Source organism: Rahnella inusitata, assembly GCF_965118895.1.
GTDB lineage: Bacteria > Pseudomonadota > Gammaproteobacteria > Enterobacterales > Enterobacteriaceae > Rahnella > Rahnella inusitata_A.
This window is the reverse complement of the sequence record NZ_CBCPJJ010000008.1, coordinates 144,799-162,389: the sequence shown is the minus strand read 5'-3', so window position 1 is coordinate 162,389 and position 17,591 is coordinate 144,799. Positions and strand designations below refer to the sequence as shown.

The following is a 17,591-nucleotide window of genomic DNA, read 5'->3' as shown; positions in this document are numbered from 1 at the left end:
TTGACTCAATGACTCGCACACTTTTATCCCGAACCAAAACAGGCGTAATGACTGCAATGACTCTTTCTCTCGCAATGGCAGCGGGCAGCGCCCAGGCACTGACGCTTTACACCGCCGGGCCGGGTTCGCTGGCCAAAAAACTGGCGGCGGGCTATGAAAAACAGACCGGCGTAAAAGTCGATGTGTTTCAGGCCACCACCGGCAAAGTGATGGCGCGCCTCGAAGCCGAACAGGCCAATCCGCGCGCCGACGTGCTGATCTCAGCGTCATGGGATACCGCTACCGATCTCGAACAGCGCGGCTGGTTACTGGAATATCAGAGCCCGAACGCGGCGCAGGTTCCGGCGCAATTCAAGACGCCGTATTACGTGGCGCAGGGCATTTCCGCGCTGGGGATTGTGTGGAACACCAAAAGCGGAACGTCCGAGCCGAAAGACTGGGGCGACCTGACTAAACCGGAGTTCAAGGACAAAGTCACCACACCGGATCCCTCCCTGTCCGGCGCGTCGCTGGATCTGCTGATCGGGTTGCAGAATGCCCACGCGCAACAGGCATGGAAATTGTTTGACGACCTGAAAGCCAACGGCATGATCATTGCCGGGCCGAACGCGCAGGCGCTGACGCCGGTGTTACAGGGCGCGAAAGCGGCGGTATTTGGCGCGGTGGATTACGTCTCTTACGCGAGTATGCAGGACGGTGAATCCGTCAAAGTAATTTTCCCGCAGAGCGGCACCGTGATCGCCCCGCGCCCGATGATGATCCTCAAATCCAGCCAGCAGCAAAAAGAGGCTAAAGCCTTTATCGATTACGCACTGTCGCCAGAAGGCCAGAAGCTGGTGGCCGACGCATGGCTGATGCCAGCCCGTACCGATATTGATGCTAAACGTCCGCTGTTTAAATCCCTGAAACTGCTGCCGGAAGACCCAAAAGCGACCGCCTCGCGCAAAGACGTTCTCGATCGTTTCGCCAAACTCTTCGCCCAGCCGTAACCCCCCGACGGGCTGCGCACACCCGCTGCGTAGCCCGTTTCTGAGAACTGAATCATGAATAGAAACGCTTTTTTACCCGGCGTGACCGGTCTTGCGCTGCTGTTGCTGGTCGCCGTGCCGGTCAGCTTTGTGGTGCTGCAGGCGATTTTCCCGCATCTGGATTCCGGCCGCTATTCTGCGCCGTTCAGCGCCTTTTCCCGCGTCTTCGCCGAACCACAGATGCTGGCGCTGATCGCCACAACGTTAAAAGTCGGGCTGGGCGTGGCCTTGTGCAGCGCGCTGATCGGTATTCCGCTCGGCGCACTGCGCGGATTGTTCCGGCTGCCGGGCGCGGCGCTGTGGGACGTGCTGTTTCTGGTGCCATTTTTGCTGCCGCCGTATATCGCCGCGCTGTCCTGGATGCTGGCGTTGCAGACCAACGGCTATGTGCAGCAGTTGCTGCCGTGGCTGCATCTCAATGATTTTCTGTTTTCACTGCCGGGTATGATTGTGGTGATGACGCTGAATATTTTTCCGGTGGTCTATTTCGCGGTTTCGCGCAGCATGGCCGCCAGCGGCAGCCGGCTGGCGGATGTCGCGCGCATCCACGGCGCCGGTGCGTTTCAGGCTTTTATCCGCATTACGCTGCCCATGGCGTTACCGGCGATGGCGTCGAGTTTACTGCTGGCGTTCACGCTGTCGATTGAGGAATACGGCGTGCCCGGCGCGCTGGGCTCACGCAGCGGTATTCTGATGCTGACCACCGGCATCGAGCAGCGGCTGGCGGACTGGCCAATCGATTTGCCGGGCGCGGCGGTGCTTTCGCTGGTGCTGGTGGCGATGGCGTTGTGCGCCTACAGCGTTCAGCGCGCGGTGCTGGCGGGGAAAAATGTCGAAAGTATGACCGGCAAACCGGCGGACGTAACGCCAAAGCCGCTGTCCGGCTGGACGGTGCCGGTGCTGGCGCTGTTTTCGCTGGTGGCGCTGACCGCCGTCGCGCTGCCTCTGGCATCGATGCTGGTAACGGCGTTTTCCGGCACGCTGTCCGGCGGGCTGTCTTTTGCCAATCTCACCCTGCGGCACTTCGCGGCGCTGTTTGCCACCCACGGCGACGCGCTGGGTGCGCTTTCTACCAGCCTCAGTCTGGCGCTCGGTACAGCGCTGATTGCGGGGGCAACCGGCTTTCTGGCGTCGTGGCTGGTGGTGGCGAGGAAAATTCGTGGTGCGGCCGTGATCGACGGGCTTTCTCTGCTGCCCGCCGCATTGCCGGGGATTGTGGTCGGTGTCGGGCTGATTCTGGCGTGGAACCGCAGTTTCTGGCCGGTCACGCCGTATAACACCTGGGGGATTTTGTTGCTGGCCTATTGCTGCCTGCTGCTGCCCTATCCGGTACGCTACGTCAGCGCAGCGCTGAAACAGATTGGCGGTAATCTGGATGCTGCCGCCCGCGTTCACGGCGCAACGGCGGCGCAGACGTTGCGGCTGATCCTGCTGCCGCTGGTATTACCGAGTTTGCTGGCCTCAATGATGATGGTGTTTGCCGTCGCGTCGCGCGAACTGGTTACCTCCCTGCTGCTTTCTCCGGCGGGCGTGCAGACAGTGTCGGTCTTTGTCTGGCGTCAGTTTGAGCAGGGCTCGGTGGGCGACGGGATGGCGATGGCGTCGGTCGCAGTATTACTGAGCCTGACGCTGATGTTAGCCGCATTCAGGCTTTCGCAACGCCAGGCATGAATTAACTTTCGCGCTGAGGTGCTGCGTGCGGGCGGTCACCCGCCGGGATCAATAAACCGGCAGCGACCGCCAGCACGGAAATCACCGCCGACACCACAAATACCCAGTGCAGCGAGGCCGCCACGCTGTCGGTCAGCGCGCTGAGCTGGTCAGAGCCCATCGCGCTGCGGGTGGCTTTCTCCATCAACTTTTGCACCGGATCGGCAATCTCCGGCAAACGGTATTGCAGATTGAGATTGAGCGTCGCACCAAGCAGCGCAGTGCCGATGGCGGAACCCAGCATCCGCGTAAACAGCGTGGAAGCCGTGGCTATTCCACGGATAGCAGGGCCGACGCTGTTTTGCACGGAGACGATAAACGTGGTGTTACACAGCCCCATCCCCGCACCAATCGAAAACGCCGCCAGGCGCGCAATCCACAGGCCCGAGGTTGGTGAAAGCAGCAGTAACGCCAGACTGCCGCCGACCAGCAAAATCCCGCCAATCACCGCCGTAGCGCGGTAAGACGTCGCCTGCATCAGACGGCTGCTGAGCATACTCGCCAGCGGCCAGCCGATGGACATCAGCGCCAGCGTAGTGCCCGCCTCCAGCGGCGTGCCGCCGAGTACGCCCTGCACGTACGTCGGCAAAAATGCGCTGATCCCCATCATGGTCGCACCGATAATCAGGCCGCCGATGTTCCCGGCGATAATCACCTTGCTTTGCCACAGCTCCAGCGGGAACAGCGGCTCCGGCGTTTTGCGCTCCTGCCGGATAAGCAACAGCGCGCTGCACACCGCCAGCGCAATCAGCCCCAGCGCCCAGTAGCCGAGCACTTCGGCCTGTAACAGCGCCAGCAGCAATGCGGCAACTGAAAGCGTCAGATACCCGGTTCCCGCCAGATCCAGCTGATGTTGTTTACGCTGGCCGTCCGGCGGCAGGTATTTGATCAGAATGCCCATCGCCACCAGCCCGATGGGCACGTTGACCCAGAACACCACCGCCCAGTGAAAATGCGAAACGATAAACGCGCCCATCAGCGGGCCGACGATCGCCGAAACGCCCCACACGCTTGACAGATAACCTTGCGCTTTGGCGCGTTCCTGCGGGCCGTAAACGTTGGCGATTAGCGTGGTGGCAATCGGCGTGATTGCCCCGGCACCCAGCCCCTGCAAGGCGCGAAAACCGATCATCCAGCCGAGCGAAGGCGCAAAACCACACAGCACCGAGCCAATCAAAAACAGCGTGGTGCCGATGAAAAACATCTTCCGGCAACCGTACAAATCCGCCAGCCTGCCATACACGGGCACGGTGATCGCCTGGGTCAGCAGATAGACCGCAAATACCCAGCCCAGCAGCGAGAAACCGCCGAGATCGCCAATGATGGTCGGCATCGCGGTCGCGACAATCGTCACTTCCACGGCGGCCATAAACATCGACAACATGCAGGCGATGAGGATCAGCGGACGGTGAGCATTTTTAACGACGGGTGAGTGTTCAGATGAGTGCGTAACGGCCATGTTCTCTTTTTTCTTCAGATTGATGCATTAAAGCTAATCCTGAATTATAGACAAAAAAAACGGCTCCGGGCGAGGAAGCCAGAACCGTTTAACCGTTGTGGAACGTAGCGACGCGGCCAATCAGGCGCTGGTCAGCGTTTTCAGATTAAAACTGGAGAGATCGATAAACTTCGCCATATCGCGGCTTTCTGCCCGTGGCAGATACGGAATTTCACCGAGCAGAGGCGCGGAAATATTCGCGGTAAGCGCTTCGATAGTCTCCTGATAATGAGCAAGGCATGGATTAATTCGGTTTGCCACCCAGCCTAACAACGGTAATCCGTCAGCAATAATGGCCTGCGCGGTTAATAACGCGTGACTGACACAGCCTTCCTGAATACCGACAACCAGCACGACCGGCATATTTTGCTGGCGTACCCAGTCGGAATATAAAAGATGTGGAGTAATCAAGGTTCTCCAGCCGTCGCATCCTTCAACCACTACCGAATCTGCCTCTTCACGCATAAAATTGAGGCCGTCTGTCATTATTTCAAACACGTTTTTCGGTATTTCACTGGCATAAATATCTTCATCCGTTAATGCCAGTGGCGTTATTTTCTTAAAAGGATAAGCAATAGAAGATGACTGCTGAAGAGTTACCGCATCTTTATTTCGAACCCCGTCGGCCAACTCCTGGCTGCCAGTAGCGATAGGTTTATAGCCAAGAACGCAGCGATCCTGCGCGGCTAAAGCCTGAAGCAGGGCACGTGTGACAATGGTTTTACCTACACGGGCGTCCGTACCCGTGACGAAAAAGTGCGTTAACATGGAATTCAGGCTCCGGGATCTCTCCGTCTTATTGAAAGATAGTCTCCGGGAAAACACCGCCAGAGACAAAGTAACGACGGAAAGTCTAGGCGATGCGAGATGCGAGCAGTTTGCGTTAGCGCAATGTTTTGTTTACCAGCGCGAGAAAGCTTATTCGGATTTATTTTAAATCAGTCTTTAACGTTATAAAAAACTTAGCCTTGTAAGAGTTTTATCAGCAATGATCCGCTGTACAGCGCGTCTTTAACTAATGCCGCGCCAGGCATCGTTCCCTGATTATAAAATTGCGTGGATTCGAGTTTGATATTTTCACTATATGCGGGAAGGGATTGCTGTTGAATACAAGACATTATTGCCGGATGAAGAATATCCTGCGATAAATTAAGCGGTGAGCCGATCAGCACTTTTTCAGGATTGAACAGATTGACCATGATCGCCAACATCCGCCCGACGCTCTGCCCCACGCCGACGATGACGTCGCGTGCCAGCTGATCGCCACGGTTTGCCGCATCACACACCGCTTCGATGGTCAGCGTTACCCCGTGCAATAAACTTGCGGGGGCTGAAGCGGTCAGACGCTGACGCACCAGTTCGAGAATGCTGTCGGTACTGGCGACGGTCTCCAGACAGCCATGATTGCCGCAATAACAGCGTTTGCCATAAGGATCGACCTGCGTATGGCCGATTTCAACCACGCTGCTGCTGCCCGCGTGCAGAACGCGTCCGCTGGTAATAACACCTGCGCCAACGTTGTGATCGATAACAATCTGCACCACGTTTTTGCAGCCGCGCGATGCGCCGTACAAGGCTTCCGCCAGCGTCCACGCGCTGATGTCATGCTGCACGTACACCGGCAACCCCGTATGTGCGCAAAGAGTATCGCCGAGCGGCATATCGAACACATCGTGATAAAACGGCATGCGGTGAACGATGCCGCGCCGCGCGTCGATCATGCCCGGCAGGGTAATGGCGATGGCGGTCAGGCGTTCGAGTTTGCGCTGATGGCGGATAAAGAACTGATCGATTTCAAATATGATGCGCTGCATCAGCGACTGCGGAGCCTGTTCCGGCAGCGGCAACACTTCTTCCACCACCAGTTTGCTGCTCAGATCGCGTAACCCCAGCGTGATAGAGCCGAGGCTGATGCGGGCAGAAAGGTAGTGCCAGGCTTGCGTGTCGAGGGCTAAACCGATTGCCGGACGCCCGCGGCTGCCGGGATCCTGAAATTCCGTTTCCAGTACCAGGTGCGCCTGAATCAGTTCACGGACAATTTTGGTAATACTGGCAGGTGCCAGCTGGGCTTTTTTGGAAAGCTCAATGCGCGAAATAGGACCAAACTGATCTATCAGGCGATACACAGCACCGACGTTAGTTTGTTTGATTTGATCAATATGGCCGGGCTGCCCATCGGGGATCACTCAGGGAACTCCTGTTATTTTCGCGCTTCAAAATAAAGATTAGAGGCTATGGTGGGGTTTTTGCCATATGCCGTCAACTATTTGATTCGTTATGTGATTTAGTGCACACATTGCGCGAAAACACGTTCGGAATTGACTGGAAATTCAGCAGCTTTTGTCTTATGTCAAACACCGTCCTCTTTCATCATCAGATCTGTAAAGGCCTTGGTCGCCGCCGTCATTGGCCGTTCGGCGTGATTCACCAGCCAGAGTTCTGTGGTGCCTTGCATATCCCCGAAGCGTAAATATTTCACGCCGTCGACCTGAATGCGCAGATAGGACGCCGGTAAAATCGACACGCCCAGTCCGGCGGCGACCAGCCCGATAATGGTCAGCGGCTCACCCACTTCCTGCGTGATATAGGGCGTGATCCCCTGCGCTCTCAGCTGGTCGAGAATATCGTCGTACAGTGAGGTGCCGACATCTTTGGAAAAAAATACGAAAGGCTGATCGGCCAGATGCTGGAACGTCAGTTCACCGGCGGGCAAATCATTGAGCGGATTGTCTTTATGCACCACGGCAATCAGCGGCTCCGACCATATCCGCTGATGCGCCAGCTGCGGCGGCAGATCGCCGTTGCGCATAATCCCCAGATCCAGTTTGCCTTCCAGCAGCGGGTCGATCTGCTGCTTGCTGTTGAGCTGTTCAATGCGAATATTCACGTCGGGATAAGTTAAGCGGAAACGATGCAGAGTGCGGGAAACCCGGTGTAAAAACGGTGCCGAAGAGGTTAGCCCGAGCGTCAGATTGCCGGACTCACCGCGATGGATCCGCGCTGCCTGCTCTGATGCTTCTTCCACCCGCTGCAAAATCTGCCGCGCTTCATGCACAAACGCCACGCCCGCCTGCGTCAGCCGCACCGTCCGGTTACTGCGGTAAAACAGCGCCGCACCGACGTGGGCCTCCAGCGCCTGAATCTGCTGGCTCAACGGCGGCTGGGAGATGTGCAGCCGCTCGGCTGCCCGCCCGAAATGCAGCTCGTCAGCGACGGCGATAAAATAACGCAGGTGACGCAGTTCTATATGGCTCATCGCGCGGTGTTGGCTCCAATTGATACTTTAAACATATCGTTTTAGCGAAATTAATATATTAGACAATATAAATCTCAGGGTTAAAATTTTCATACATTTTCAAATATTTTTTATTATCACCCTCGCTAAGGATTGACAGTGAAAACCACTCAGCGGAAGCCCGCTGCACCATCCGGATCTCCCTTCGATAACAGTCTGGTCAATGACGACGAACTTAATCCTGACACCTCCGTCGCCCGCACTACTCCAAAATCGCCCTTTATCAAACGTGGTACTCCACAGTTTATCCGGGTGACACTCGCCCTGTTCTCTGCCGGGCTGGCGACGTTTGCATTGCTTTATTGCGTGCAGCCGATCCTGCCAGTGTTATCTCATGATTTCGGCGTGTCACCGGCGACCAGCAGCCTTTCGCTGTCGTTATCCACCGGGCTGATGGCCATCGGCCTGTTGTTTACCGGGCCGGTTTCGGATGCCGTCGGGCGTAAATCGGTGATGGTGGTAGCGTTGCTGCTCGCGGCAGGTTGTACGCTGGTATGTTCCTTTATGCAAAGCTGGGATGGCATTCTCGTCATGCGTGCCCTGATTGGCCTTTCGCTCAGCGGCGTAGCAGCGGTGGCGATGACCTATCTGAGCGAAGAAATTCACCCGAGCGTGGTGGCTTTCTCGATGGGGTTATACATCAGCGGCAACTCTATCGGCGGCATGAGCGGGCGACTGGTCAGCGGCGTGCTGACCGATTTCTTCTCATGGCGCATCGCGATTGCGGTAGTCGGCCTCTTCGCGCTGGCGGCGGCCATCATGTTCTGGCGCATCCTCCCGGCCTCCAAACACTTTCGCGCCAGCTCGCTGAAACCACGCAAACTGCTCATCAACTTTAAACTGCACTGGCGCGACAGCGGGCTGCCTTTGCTGTTCGTGGAAGGTTTTCTGCTGATGGGCAGCTTCGTGACGATGTTTAATTACATCGGCTATCGCCTGCTCGGGACGCCGTACAATATGAGTCAGGCCATCGTCGGGATTTTGTCAGTGGTGTACCTGATGGGCACCTACAGTTCGCCGAAAGCGGGCGTGCTGACCGGCGTTTATGGCCGGGGCCCGGTGCTAATCGGTGCAATCGCCATCATGCTGGCCGGTATTCTGCTCACTGCCTTTTCGCCGGTCTGGTTGATTTTCATTGGGATGATCCTGGTCACCGGCGGCTTCTTCGCCGCCCATTCCGTCGCCAGCGGCTGGATCGGCAGGCGCGCACGCCGTGCGAAAGGACAAGCCTCCTCACTGTATCTGTTCTGTTATTACGCGGGTTCGAGTGTGGCGGGTACGCTGGGCGGATTCTTCTGGCATGCGTACGGGTGGAATGGGATCACGGTGTTTATTAGTGTGATGCTGGTGGCAGGTGTAGGCGTAGGGGTCAGGTTGATGAGGCTGGCGGAGGCTAAACCGGCGTAATTTTTATTGGCCGGGCTGCTGTTTAAAATCAACGTCAATGTCAAAACCGTGGGTTGCCACCCACACTGGCCTTAAGGGGGCTTATCGCCGCCCCCTTAAGAATCCGCGGCTCTTTAAAACACGTGCCATGCAGACGGGCTATGTTTCAGCCACCACCGCTATTGCCGCAAAATCCCGCCGCGGCGCGGTACCCTCCGGTCGGGTTACAACCTGCGCAAAAAGGCGCGCGGTTTTCCACCTCTCCCTTCGGCGTGATTTTTGAAAGCGGCCAGAGCTTTTTAGGGCACAGCCTCACCGGCTCAGGATCATTTTAAAAACCAAACGCGCAGTTCAGATGTCTTGGATTTGTTTCTAAAAATGGCGAGATGGCGCGATCAAAAAATCCTGCTGAACGGAGCGGCTTCGAGACCGTAGGCTCGAAGACCGAGAGAAGGAACCGCGCAGCGGCAGGGTTTTGCGCCACACGCGGGAGTCAAAGAACACGTCCATCGTTCCAGCGGTAGCGCGTGTTTTAAAAAGACGCGGAGATTCCAAAGAGGGCCCGTCCTGGTCCTCTTTGGGCGGTTTCGACGCAGTGCGCTATGGGATCGCTGAGCGTCAGAAACCGAAATATCCTCGATCATTGTTTTAAAAATGTCACCATTCCCGAATGGTTTGAACCGCCCGGTGCCCGGTCATGGCACCAAATTTTCCCCTTGTTTCGCCAGCCGCCTCTGACTCCCTCCGTCAAACACCTGCACCCTTGCGGTATCAATTGTTATCCACACTCTGTCCCCCGGCGCGGCTCCCGATCTCACCATGCTGTAAACACTCAGCTTTTCGCCGCCCAGCGTCCCGTGAATAAGCTCGCTCAGACCGGTCGGTTCAATGAGGGTCACATCCAGAGGCAGCGCGCCCGGCGCGTCCCCGGAGCAGAGCACAATCGCCTCGGGACGAACGCCGTAAATGACTTTTGCATCGCTTTGCAGGCCGGTAATGGCCGGGTCCACCGGTAGCGTCAGGGTGGGAGTGATGCGCAGCTGCGGGGCGGAATCGCCCATCTCTATCGTGCCGTCGATAAAGTTCATCGAAGGTGAACCGATAAAACTGGCGACGAATTTATTAGCGGGCGTGTCGTAAAGCTCCAGCGGCGTGCCGACCTGTTGGATCAGGCCGTGATTGAGTACCACGATACGATCGGCAAGCGTCATGGCTTCGACCTGATCGTGGGTCACGTAAACAATGGTGTTGCGCATTCTTTGATGCAGACTTTTAATTTCAATGCGCATCTGGCCGCGCAGCTGGGCGTCGAGATTGGAGAGCGGTTCGTCGAACAGGAACACCTGCGGTTCGCGCACAATCGCCCTGCCCATCGCCACGCGCTGGCGCTGCCCGCCGGAAAGCTCTTTCGGGCGGCGATGCAATAACGCGGTCAGGCCGAGAATGTCGGCAGCTTTATTCACGGCGGCGTCGATTTCTGCTTTCGGGCGCTTTTGCACTTCCAGGCTGAACCCCATGTTGCGTGCCACTGTCATGTGCGGATAGAGCGCGTAGCTCTGGAACACCATCGAGATATCCCGGTCTTTCGGCGCAACCTGATTCATCAGCCGCGTGCCGATGTGGATGTCCCCCGCCGTCGCCAGTTCCAGCCCGGCGATGGTGCGCAGTAAAGTGGATTTGCCGCAGCCGGACGGGCCGACCAGCACCACGAACTCACCGTCTTTGATCGTCAGGTTAATGTGCCGCAGCACTTCGACATTGTCGTAACGTTTTTGGAGATCGGAAATCGTAATCTGAGCCATAAAATTATCCTTTTACCGCACCGGCAGTCAGCCCCTGAACCAGGTAGCGCTGAATGAACGCAAAGAACAGACAAGCAGGGATCAGCGCCAGCACTGCCGCCGCCATCATGTCGCCCCAGGAAACCGCAAACTTCGACACAAAACTCAGCAACCCCACCGGGAAGGTCATCACGTCATTTTTGTTGATTAACATCAGCGAGAACAACAGTTCGCTCCACGCCGCGGTAAACACAAATCCCAGCGTGGCGGCCATGCCCGGCAAGGTCAGCGGGATGATGACTTTACGCAGCGCCATAAAACGGCTGCACCCTTCCAGCATTGCTGACTCTTCGAGATCTTTAGGAATGCTGTCGAAAAATGACTGCATCAGAAAGGTCGCGAAAGGCACGTTAAAAGCGGTGTAGATGAGAATTAATCCCAGCAGACTGTTGGTCAGCCCGAGCGGTGCCATTACTTTGTAAATCGGCGCGAGGATCATCACCAGCGGGAACATCTGGGTGAACAGCAACAGCGCGGCCATCACCGTTTTGCCTTTAAAGCTGAAGCGGGAAAAAGCAAAGCCCGCACCGGCGGCAATCACCGTGGTCAGAAACGCCGTGCCGAATGAAACAATCAGGCTGTTGAAGAAATACAGCGGAAACTGGCTTTCGGTAAACACGCGCTGAAAATGCACCAGCGTCATCTCCCCCGGCCACATCTTCACGCCTTCGCTGTAGAGCAGTTTGTCCGGGGTGATCGAAATTTTGATCAGCCAGTAAATCGGAAACAGCGAGAAAATCAGATAACACAGGATCCCCAGCCGGTGGCCGCCTTTGCGCAGCCAGAGTCCTAATGACAATGCATTCATATGGCGCTCCTTTATTTCAGTAACTGATGGCGGATGCGCAGAAGAACCAGCGCGTAAAGCGTCATCAGCACCAGCAGGAAAACCGCCATCGCCGAGGCATAGCCAAAGTCGAGTTTGCGGTAGGTGGTAGTGAAAATGAAACTTGAGAGAATGGATGTCGAATTCGCCGGACCACCGTCGGTCATCACCACAATCAGGTCAGCGAAATTGGCGATCCAGATGGTGCGCAGCATCACCGTGATGGCAATCATCGGTGCCAGAAACGGCAGCGTCACTTTGCAAAACTGCTGCCAGCCGGACGCTCCGTCCATCGCCGCCGCTTCGTATAAATCTTTCGGGATCGACTGCAACGCCGCCAGCAAAGTTATCGCAAAGAACGGAATGCCGAACCAGACGTTGGCCACCACCGGCCCGTACAGCGCCAGTTGCGGATCGGACAGAATGTTGTACGGCTCGGAAATAATGTGCAGATCGGTCAGCCAGTACGGCAGCACGCCGATCACCGGGTTGAGCAACCACGCCCAGGTCAGGCCGGAGAGAAACGCCGGAACTGCCCACGGCAGAAAAACCAGCGCCTGTACCCAGCCGCGTCCGGCAAATTCGCGGTTAAGCAGCAACGCCAGCCCGAGACCGAGCGCGAATTGCAGGACTAAGGACGTCAGTGTCCAGTTGAAGGTGTGACGCAGCGCAGCGTAGAAATGCCGGTCGTCAAACATGGTGCGAAAATTATCCAAACCGACCCAGCCGGTGTCGGAAGGGTTAAGCAGCTGAATGTTCTGGAATGCATAGGAAATGCCGATCGCCATCGGGACAAAAATAAACAGCGCGATCAGCACCAGCGTCGGGCTGAGGTAAACCCAGGGTTCCAGCAGCGCCCGCAAACGGGGAAAGCGCGGCGCGGCAGCGGTGTCTGGTGGTGAAACTTCCAACATCATGACGCGTCTCCAACAAAGGGGAATTTGCGCTCCGGCAGCAGTTGCCGGAGCCGTTGAACCTTACTTCTGCGCGGCCAGCCACGCTTTCTGTTCTTTCGTCAGGTACTTCGCCCAGTCTTTCACCATGCTTTCGGTGTCGTTCTGCCCGAGCAGCGTTTCCTGCGAACTGTCTTTAACGATGACCGAGTTGAAATAGCCCCAGCCTTTGAGGTGCGTCGGCATGGTCAGCGGGATGTAATCCGGGCTATTCAGCTCGGCAAACCAGCCAGCAAACTGCGGCGCGTGGTAATAGGCGTCCTGCTCCGCGCCCTTATAAATCGGCAACGTGCCAACAAATTTCGACCACGTCAGGTTGTTTTCTTTGTTACTGAGAAACGAGATCAGGTCCCAGCTTTGATCCTGATTTTTGCTTTGTTTGAACATCGACCAACCGGTGTAACCGATGGTCGGATAAGCTTTGCCGTTCGGTCCGAGCGGCATCGGCGCGACTGAGAAGTCATCCGGATTCATGCTGTTTTTGATGGCAATCAAGGCATCGGGATCCTGATCGAGCATTGCGCACTTGCCGGAGTAGAAGCTGGAGACGATTTCATTGAAGCCCCAGTTGACGCTGTCTTTCGGTGCATAACCTTTCTGATACATATCCACCAGGAACTGCGCACCTTTAATGGCGCCCGGTTGTGTCAGGGTGCTGTTACCCTCTTTATCGAAGAACTCCGGCGAACCGTTCATCGCCGCCATAAACATCATCCAGGCGTTGGTGCCACCCACGCCGCCGCGCATACAGTAGCCGCTGATGCCGTTGCCGAGCGCGCTGATTTTCTTCGCATCGGCCATAAATTCCTCCATCGTTTTCGGCGGTTCGGTTAGTCCCGCCTGCCCGAAGAGTTTCTTGTTCCAGAACATCGCCCGCAGGTAGAAACCATAAGGAACCATCGTCGCCGTGCCGCCGGAAGAGCGCGCCATGGTCAGCGTTTTGTCGGTTAAGTCTGGCGTGCCGTTCCAGCTTTTCAGACGCGGTTCAAGATCCGCCAGCATGCCGTTACTGGCGTAAAGCCCCTGCCAGGTGTCCGGCATTTCCACCACGTCCGGGTATTGTCCGCTCTGGATCATGGTGCCCAGTTTTTCAAACGCCTGCCCCCACGGCAGCGACACCACTTCAATCTCAACCCCCGGGTGTTGCGCTTTGTAGGCGGTGAGCATTTTTTGCAGCATTTCGGTACGCGCCGGGCTGGTGATCACTTCCACCAGCGTCAGTTTGGTCGCGGCAAAGCTGGCGCTGGAACACAGGCTGACGCTGAAAGCCAGCAGGCTGAGCAGATGACGTTTCGGGTGTCGCATAATCTTGATTCTCCACGGAGCTAAAGGTCGGATCACAGGAACAGTCTTTGAGAAAAATCTTCAGAAACAGGCGCTTTCGATGGCGTTTTTTAGGTCGCGCCACAAATCCTCGGTATCTTCCAGGCCGATGGAAATGCGGATCACCCGTGGCGATACGCCGAAATCAATTGCCGAATTGAATTCACCCGCCTGATTCAGCACGGAGACCGCCGGCATCACCAGGCTTTCGAAACCGCCCCAGCTGACGCCCATGCGGAATAACTTCAGCGCGTTGCAGAAAGCAGGAATGTCGATGCCGTCGCCAAGCTCGAATGAAAACAGGCCGCTGTAACCGGTCAGGGTTGACGTGGGCAGCGGATCTAAACCGGGATGATTGACTTTCGTGATGCGCGAATAACCTTGCAGGCGGTGCGCCAGCTGGAGTGCGCTTTCATGATGCTGACGCATCCGCAGCGGCAACGTGCGCAGGCCGCGCAGCAGCAACCAGGCTTCATTAGCAGAAAGTTTGCCCCCCAGAAACGGGCTGATATGACGGCTGATGGCACTGATGCGTTCAGCGCTGGAGATGACCAGTCCGGCCACCACGTCGCTGTGTCCGCTGATGTATTTGGACGCGGAGTGGATCACCAGATCGATGCCCGCCGCCAGCGGTTTCTGGAAAATCGGCGATGCCCAGCTGTTGTCGATCATCGTCACCACGCCGTATTTTTTTGCTAATTCCGCAATCGCCCGCAGGTTCTGTTCGCCCATCACCCAGCTGTTCGGGCTTTCGAGATACAGCAGCTTCGCGCCCTGCAATGCTTCTTCCAGAACGGCCAGCGAACTGCCGTCGACGAACTGAGATTCAATCTGAAAACGGGTGCAGAACCCGCGCAGGAAGCGGTAGGTATCCGGGTAAACGTGATTGACGCACACCACTTTGTCGCCGGGACCGGCTACGCTGAGAATAGCGTTACTGATTGCCGCCATCCCGCTGCCAAACGCCAGACAGGCTTCGCCGCCTTCCAGCTGCGCCACCTTTTTCTGCAATTCCACTACCGTCGGGTTATCGACGCGGGAATAGAGTGCGTGGTCGCTGTCGCCACGAAAACGGGCAATCATGCTGTCATAATCGGTGAAGCTGAAAAGTGACGACTGGTAAATCGGCGGCGAAATCGCACCGCGATCGTGGCGTGCGTCGTGAACTAAACGGGTACTTTCCGACAACTCATCGTGCTGGCTTTTATCATCTTGCTGCATTGATCACTTCCTTCATGTCGCGTTCAGTTATGTTCAGAATGTCGTTGCTCAGCCTGCGCGCGGTTTCAGGTTCGCGACGCGCGATGGCTTCAAATAGGGTGCGGTGCAGCGGGAATGAGTCGCTGAATAACGCCTGTTCAGGCGGCGATTCGAAAAAGGCGTGCAGCAGGTCGTAGATACCGCCAACCATCTGTAACAGCAGCGGATTATGCGCGGCGGTGTAGATTGCGGCGTGAAACTGCCAGTCCTCTGCCCCGGCAGAACCGACGCTCAGGTGGACTTTTTCCATCACATCCAGCTTGTGTTCGATGAACAGCAAATCGCTCTCCGTGGCGCGCACCGCCGCCAGCGCCGAGGCTTCGCATTCGATGATCCGGCGCACTTCCAGCGCGTGCAGCATGGTGGCGGAATCATTTTTGAAGCGAAGCGACAGAAAGCTGTCGTTGGCAGTGACTTCCGATTGCAGGAACGTCCCGCTGCCCTTTTTACGCAGGATAATCCCCAGCGCTTCCCAGCGTTTCAGCGCCTCACGCACCGTGTTGCGGCTAACCGCCAGCCCTTCGGCCAGCACGCGCTCAGGCGGTAACTTCTCCCCCACGCGGGTGCCGGACTGCGCCACATAACGGGTCAGCGCATCAAGCACCAGCGTGTCACTCTGCTGTGGCGCGATCGGGTGCAATAAATTCAGTTCACCGTGCATCTGTGTCTCCGCGCATCTGCCAAAATTGGCCCAACAACTCAACCTGTGGACCACTTTGCAATTTGTCTGCCAGTTTTACGCACAGAATTCAACCGCATGATTTAATAGCCTAATGTTTATTTTTCATTCAAAACGGACGCAAAGGAAAAGATCGCCGTGGTGCAATTTGCAGGTGAAGTGGACAGGAAACGTGCAGGCGTTGTTCCGGCATGGCGCAATCCGCCAATGGAAATGAGAGGTCAGGTCGATTGACGCGCATCGGCGCAAATGATAATTGTTATCATGTGAATTCATTTTGTCAGGCAGGTTGTTATGTCATCGAATACTGAGTCAGCCGCAGCGTCATGTTGCATTGTGGGCGGCGGCCCGGCCGGTTTAATGCTGGGCTATTTGCTGGCGCGTAAGGGTATTGACGTGACGGTGCTGGAAAAACATCGGGATTTCCTGCGTGATTTTCGCGGCGACACCATTCACCCTTCGACGCTGGACATTATCTGGCAGCTCGGCTTTCTCGATGAATTTCTTAAATTGCCGCACCAGCGCGCCGAAAAGCTCTACGGCGAAATCAACGGCAAGGAAACCACGCTGGCGGATTTCAGCCATCTGCCGACGCAGTGCAAATTCATTGCGTTTATGCCGCAGTGGGATTTTCTGAACTTCATTGCCGGTAAAGCCGCCGTGCTGCCCAATTTCCGTCTGATCCACAACGCACAGGTCCTGTCCTTGCAGGAAGACCACGGCAAGGTCACCGGTGTGCTGGCTGAAGTCGATGGCGAACAACAGCCTTTTCATGCAGATCTGGTGGTCGGCTGCGACGGGCGTAATTCGGTTGTACGTGAAAAAGCTGGTATGGAAATCCGCCGCTTCGGCGCACCGCGCGACGTGCTGTGGCTGAAAATCAACAAGCGCCCGGACGACCCTGAATGGTCGATGGGGCATCGCGGGCCGAAGAAAAATTTCATCATGATCGACCGTGGCGATTACTGGCAGTGCGGCTACTCGATCGCGAAGGACAGCCTCGACGCCCTCAGGGCGCAGGGCATTCCGCCATTTCTCGATTTGCTGGCCGAAGTCTCGCCCTTCGATCGCGGGCGTTTGCAGGAAGATATCGCCAGCTGGGACGACGTGCGCCTGCTGGTGATCCGCATTGACCGCCTGAAAGAATGGGCAAAGCCTGGCCTGCTGTGCATCGGCGATGCGGCGCATGCGATGTCACCGATTGGCGGCGTGGGTGTAAATCTGGCGATTCAGGACGCGGTGGCGACAGCCAATATTATTACGCAGCCGCTGATATCCGGGACGCTGACGTTGCGGCATCTGCAACGCATCCAGCGCCGCCGGACGTTTCCGACGTGGGCGACACAATCGTTGCAGATTATGATCAGTCGTGCCGGACAGAAGAAAAGAACCAAACCCCCATCCCGGATGGAGGCGTGGCTGCGCGGGCGGAAATTTATCCCGTTCTTGTTTGGGAGGCTGATAGGCGTTGGGTTTTATCGGGAAATCCCGAAGCTTTGAGATTGTGCAGAGGCCGCTGAAATGTGGCTTTTAAAACAACTTCAAGGTCAACACCGTGGGCGTCTGCCCACACCGACTTGGGGGCGGCATATCGCCGCCACCCCCCAAGACCCCCGGGCTCTTTAGAACACGCGCAGTCGCCAGAACGATGGCCGTGTTCTGTGGCTCCCGCGTTTGGCGCAAAACCCTGCCACTTCGCGGTGCCCTCTCTCGGTCCTGAAGCCCCAGGTCTTCAGGCCGCTCCGTTCGGCAGGATTTTTTGATCGCGCCATCTCACCATTTTTTAAAAAAC

Annotated in this window: 14 protein-coding genes; 4 read left to right on the top strand and 10 right to left on the bottom strand. The window is 56.6% G+C overall.

Translation table 11 applies throughout. The features are described from left to right. The first annotated feature begins 8 nt into the window (after positions 1 to 8). Both ACMHLI_RS06685 and ACMHLI_RS06680 read left to right on the top strand, forming a co-directional pair. Positions 9 to 989 (top strand): ABC transporter substrate-binding protein, encoded by a 981-nt coding sequence (locus ACMHLI_RS06685; RefSeq protein ID WP_413528767.1) that lies wholly within the window; start codon positions 9 to 11, stop codon positions 987 to 989. Positions 990 to 1,043: 54 nt separating this feature from the next. Next, positions 1,044 to 2,699 carry an ABC transporter permease gene (locus ACMHLI_RS06680; protein ID WP_413528766.1) on the top strand — a complete coding sequence of 552 codons (1,656 nt, stop codon included), beginning with the start codon at positions 1,044 to 1,046 and terminating at the stop codon, positions 2,697 to 2,699. Position 2,700: 1 nt separating this feature from the next. Here the strand turns inward: ACMHLI_RS06680 and ACMHLI_RS06675 are convergent, their stop codons facing one another. From ACMHLI_RS06675 to ACMHLI_RS06660, 4 genes are all read right to left on the bottom strand, one after another. Next, positions 2,701 to 4,197 carry an MDR family MFS transporter gene (locus ACMHLI_RS06675; RefSeq protein ID WP_413528765.1) on the bottom strand — a complete coding sequence of 499 codons (1,497 nt, stop codon included), beginning with the start codon at positions 4,195 to 4,197 and terminating at the stop codon, positions 2,701 to 2,703. A 120-nt stretch (positions 4,198 to 4,317) separates the two neighbouring features. Then, positions 4,318 to 5,004 (bottom strand): dethiobiotin synthase, encoded by a 687-nt coding sequence (gene bioD, locus ACMHLI_RS06670; protein WP_413528764.1) that lies wholly within the window; start codon positions 5,002 to 5,004, stop codon positions 4,318 to 4,320. 194 nt (positions 5,005 to 5,198) lie between these two features. Further along, positions 5,199 to 6,422, bottom strand: a complete 1,224-nt coding sequence (locus tag ACMHLI_RS06665) for an ROK family transcriptional regulator (RefSeq protein WP_413528763.1) — start codon at positions 6,420 to 6,422, stop codon at positions 5,199 to 5,201. Positions 6,423 to 6,586: 164 nt separating this feature from the next. Continuing rightward, a complete protein-coding gene (locus tag ACMHLI_RS06660; RefSeq protein WP_413528762.1) occupies positions 6,587 to 7,492 on the bottom strand; it encodes a LysR family transcriptional regulator in 906 nt (301 codons plus the stop codon). Between the two features lie 195 nt (positions 7,493 to 7,687). Between ACMHLI_RS06660 and ACMHLI_RS06655 the strand changes: the two genes are divergently transcribed. Next, positions 7,688 to 8,938, top strand: a complete 1,251-nt coding sequence (locus ACMHLI_RS06655; RefSeq protein ID WP_413529015.1) for an MFS transporter — start codon at positions 7,688 to 7,690, stop codon at positions 8,936 to 8,938. 674 nt (positions 8,939 to 9,612) lie between these two features. On the opposite strand, the gene ACMHLI_RS06650 is transcribed toward ACMHLI_RS06655, so the two are convergent. Genes ACMHLI_RS06650 through ACMHLI_RS06625 form a run of 6 tightly spaced genes read right to left on the bottom strand, consistent with a single transcriptional unit; the run spans position 9,613 to position 15,781 of the window. Continuing rightward, entirely contained in the window at positions 9,613 to 10,719 is a 1,107-nt protein-coding gene (locus ACMHLI_RS06650; RefSeq protein ID WP_413528761.1) for an ABC transporter ATP-binding protein, read from the bottom strand. 4 nt (positions 10,720 to 10,723) lie between these two features. Further along, positions 10,724 to 11,566, bottom strand: coding sequence for a carbohydrate ABC transporter permease (locus ACMHLI_RS06645; protein ID WP_413528760.1), 843 nt, complete (start codon positions 11,564 to 11,566; stop codon positions 10,724 to 10,726). 11 nt (positions 11,567 to 11,577) lie between these two features. Then, a complete protein-coding gene (locus ACMHLI_RS06640) occupies positions 11,578 to 12,501 on the bottom strand; it encodes a carbohydrate ABC transporter permease (protein WP_413528759.1) in 924 nt (307 codons plus the stop codon). A 60-nt stretch (positions 12,502 to 12,561) separates the two neighbouring features. Further along, positions 12,562 to 13,842 (bottom strand): ABC transporter substrate-binding protein, encoded by a 1,281-nt coding sequence (locus ACMHLI_RS06635; protein ID WP_413528758.1) that lies wholly within the window; start codon positions 13,840 to 13,842, stop codon positions 12,562 to 12,564. Between the two features lie 60 nt (positions 13,843 to 13,902). After that, positions 13,903 to 15,081, bottom strand: coding sequence for an aminotransferase class I/II-fold pyridoxal phosphate-dependent enzyme (locus tag ACMHLI_RS06630; protein WP_413528757.1), 1,179 nt, complete (start codon positions 15,079 to 15,081; stop codon positions 13,903 to 13,905). Next, the gene (locus tag ACMHLI_RS06625; RefSeq protein WP_112167632.1) at positions 15,068 to 15,781 is read right to left on the bottom strand and encodes a FadR/GntR family transcriptional regulator; all 714 of its coding nucleotides are present in this window, start codon (positions 15,779 to 15,781) and stop codon (positions 15,068 to 15,070) included. Before ACMHLI_RS06625 ends, ACMHLI_RS06630 begins: the two co-directional genes overlap by 14 nt. Positions 15,782 to 16,093: 312 nt before the next feature. On the opposite strand from ACMHLI_RS06625, the gene ACMHLI_RS06620 reads away from it, so the two are divergent. Further along, on the top strand, positions 16,094 to 17,299 hold the full coding sequence (locus ACMHLI_RS06620) for an FAD-dependent oxidoreductase (protein WP_413528756.1): 1,206 nt from the start codon (positions 16,094 to 16,096) through the stop codon (positions 17,297 to 17,299). Positions 17,300 to 17,591 lie beyond the last annotated feature (292 nt).

Bases quoted from the DNA above. Each gene is read 5' to 3' on its own strand.
- ACMHLI_RS06675 (WP_413528765.1), bottom strand. From the start codon at position 4,197: ATGGCCGTTACGCACTCATCTGAACACTCACCCGTCGTTAAAAATGCT.
- ACMHLI_RS06650 (WP_413528761.1), bottom strand. From the start codon at position 10,719: ATGGCTCAGATTACGATTTCCGATCTCCAAAAACGTTACGACAATGTC.
- ACMHLI_RS06620 (WP_413528756.1), top strand. From the start codon at position 16,094: ATGTCATCGAATACTGAGTCAGCCGCAGCGTCATGTTGCATTGTGGGC.
- ACMHLI_RS06645 (WP_413528760.1), bottom strand. From the start codon at position 11,566: ATGAATGCATTGTCATTAGGACTCTGGCTGCGCAAAGGCGGCCACCGG.
- ACMHLI_RS06685 (WP_413528767.1), top strand. From the start codon at position 9: ATGACTCGCACACTTTTATCCCGAACCAAAACAGGCGTAATGACTGCA.
- ACMHLI_RS06625 (WP_112167632.1), bottom strand. From the start codon at position 15,781: ATGCACGGTGAACTGAATTTATTGCACCCGATCGCGCCACAGCAGAGT.
- ACMHLI_RS06680 (WP_413528766.1), top strand. From the start codon at position 1,044: ATGAATAGAAACGCTTTTTTACCCGGCGTGACCGGTCTTGCGCTGCTG.
- ACMHLI_RS06630 (WP_413528757.1), bottom strand. From the start codon at position 15,081: ATGCAGCAAGATGATAAAAGCCAGCACGATGAGTTGTCGGAAAGTACC.
- ACMHLI_RS06660 (WP_413528762.1), bottom strand. From the start codon at position 7,492: ATGAGCCATATAGAACTGCGTCACCTGCGTTATTTTATCGCCGTCGCT.
- bioD (WP_413528764.1), bottom strand. From the start codon at position 5,004: ATGTTAACGCACTTTTTCGTCACGGGTACGGACGCCCGTGTAGGTAAA.
- ACMHLI_RS06640 (WP_413528759.1), bottom strand. From the start codon at position 12,501: ATGATGTTGGAAGTTTCACCACCAGACACCGCTGCCGCGCCGCGCTTT.
- ACMHLI_RS06635 (WP_413528758.1), bottom strand. From the start codon at position 13,842: ATGCGACACCCGAAACGTCATCTGCTCAGCCTGCTGGCTTTCAGCGTC.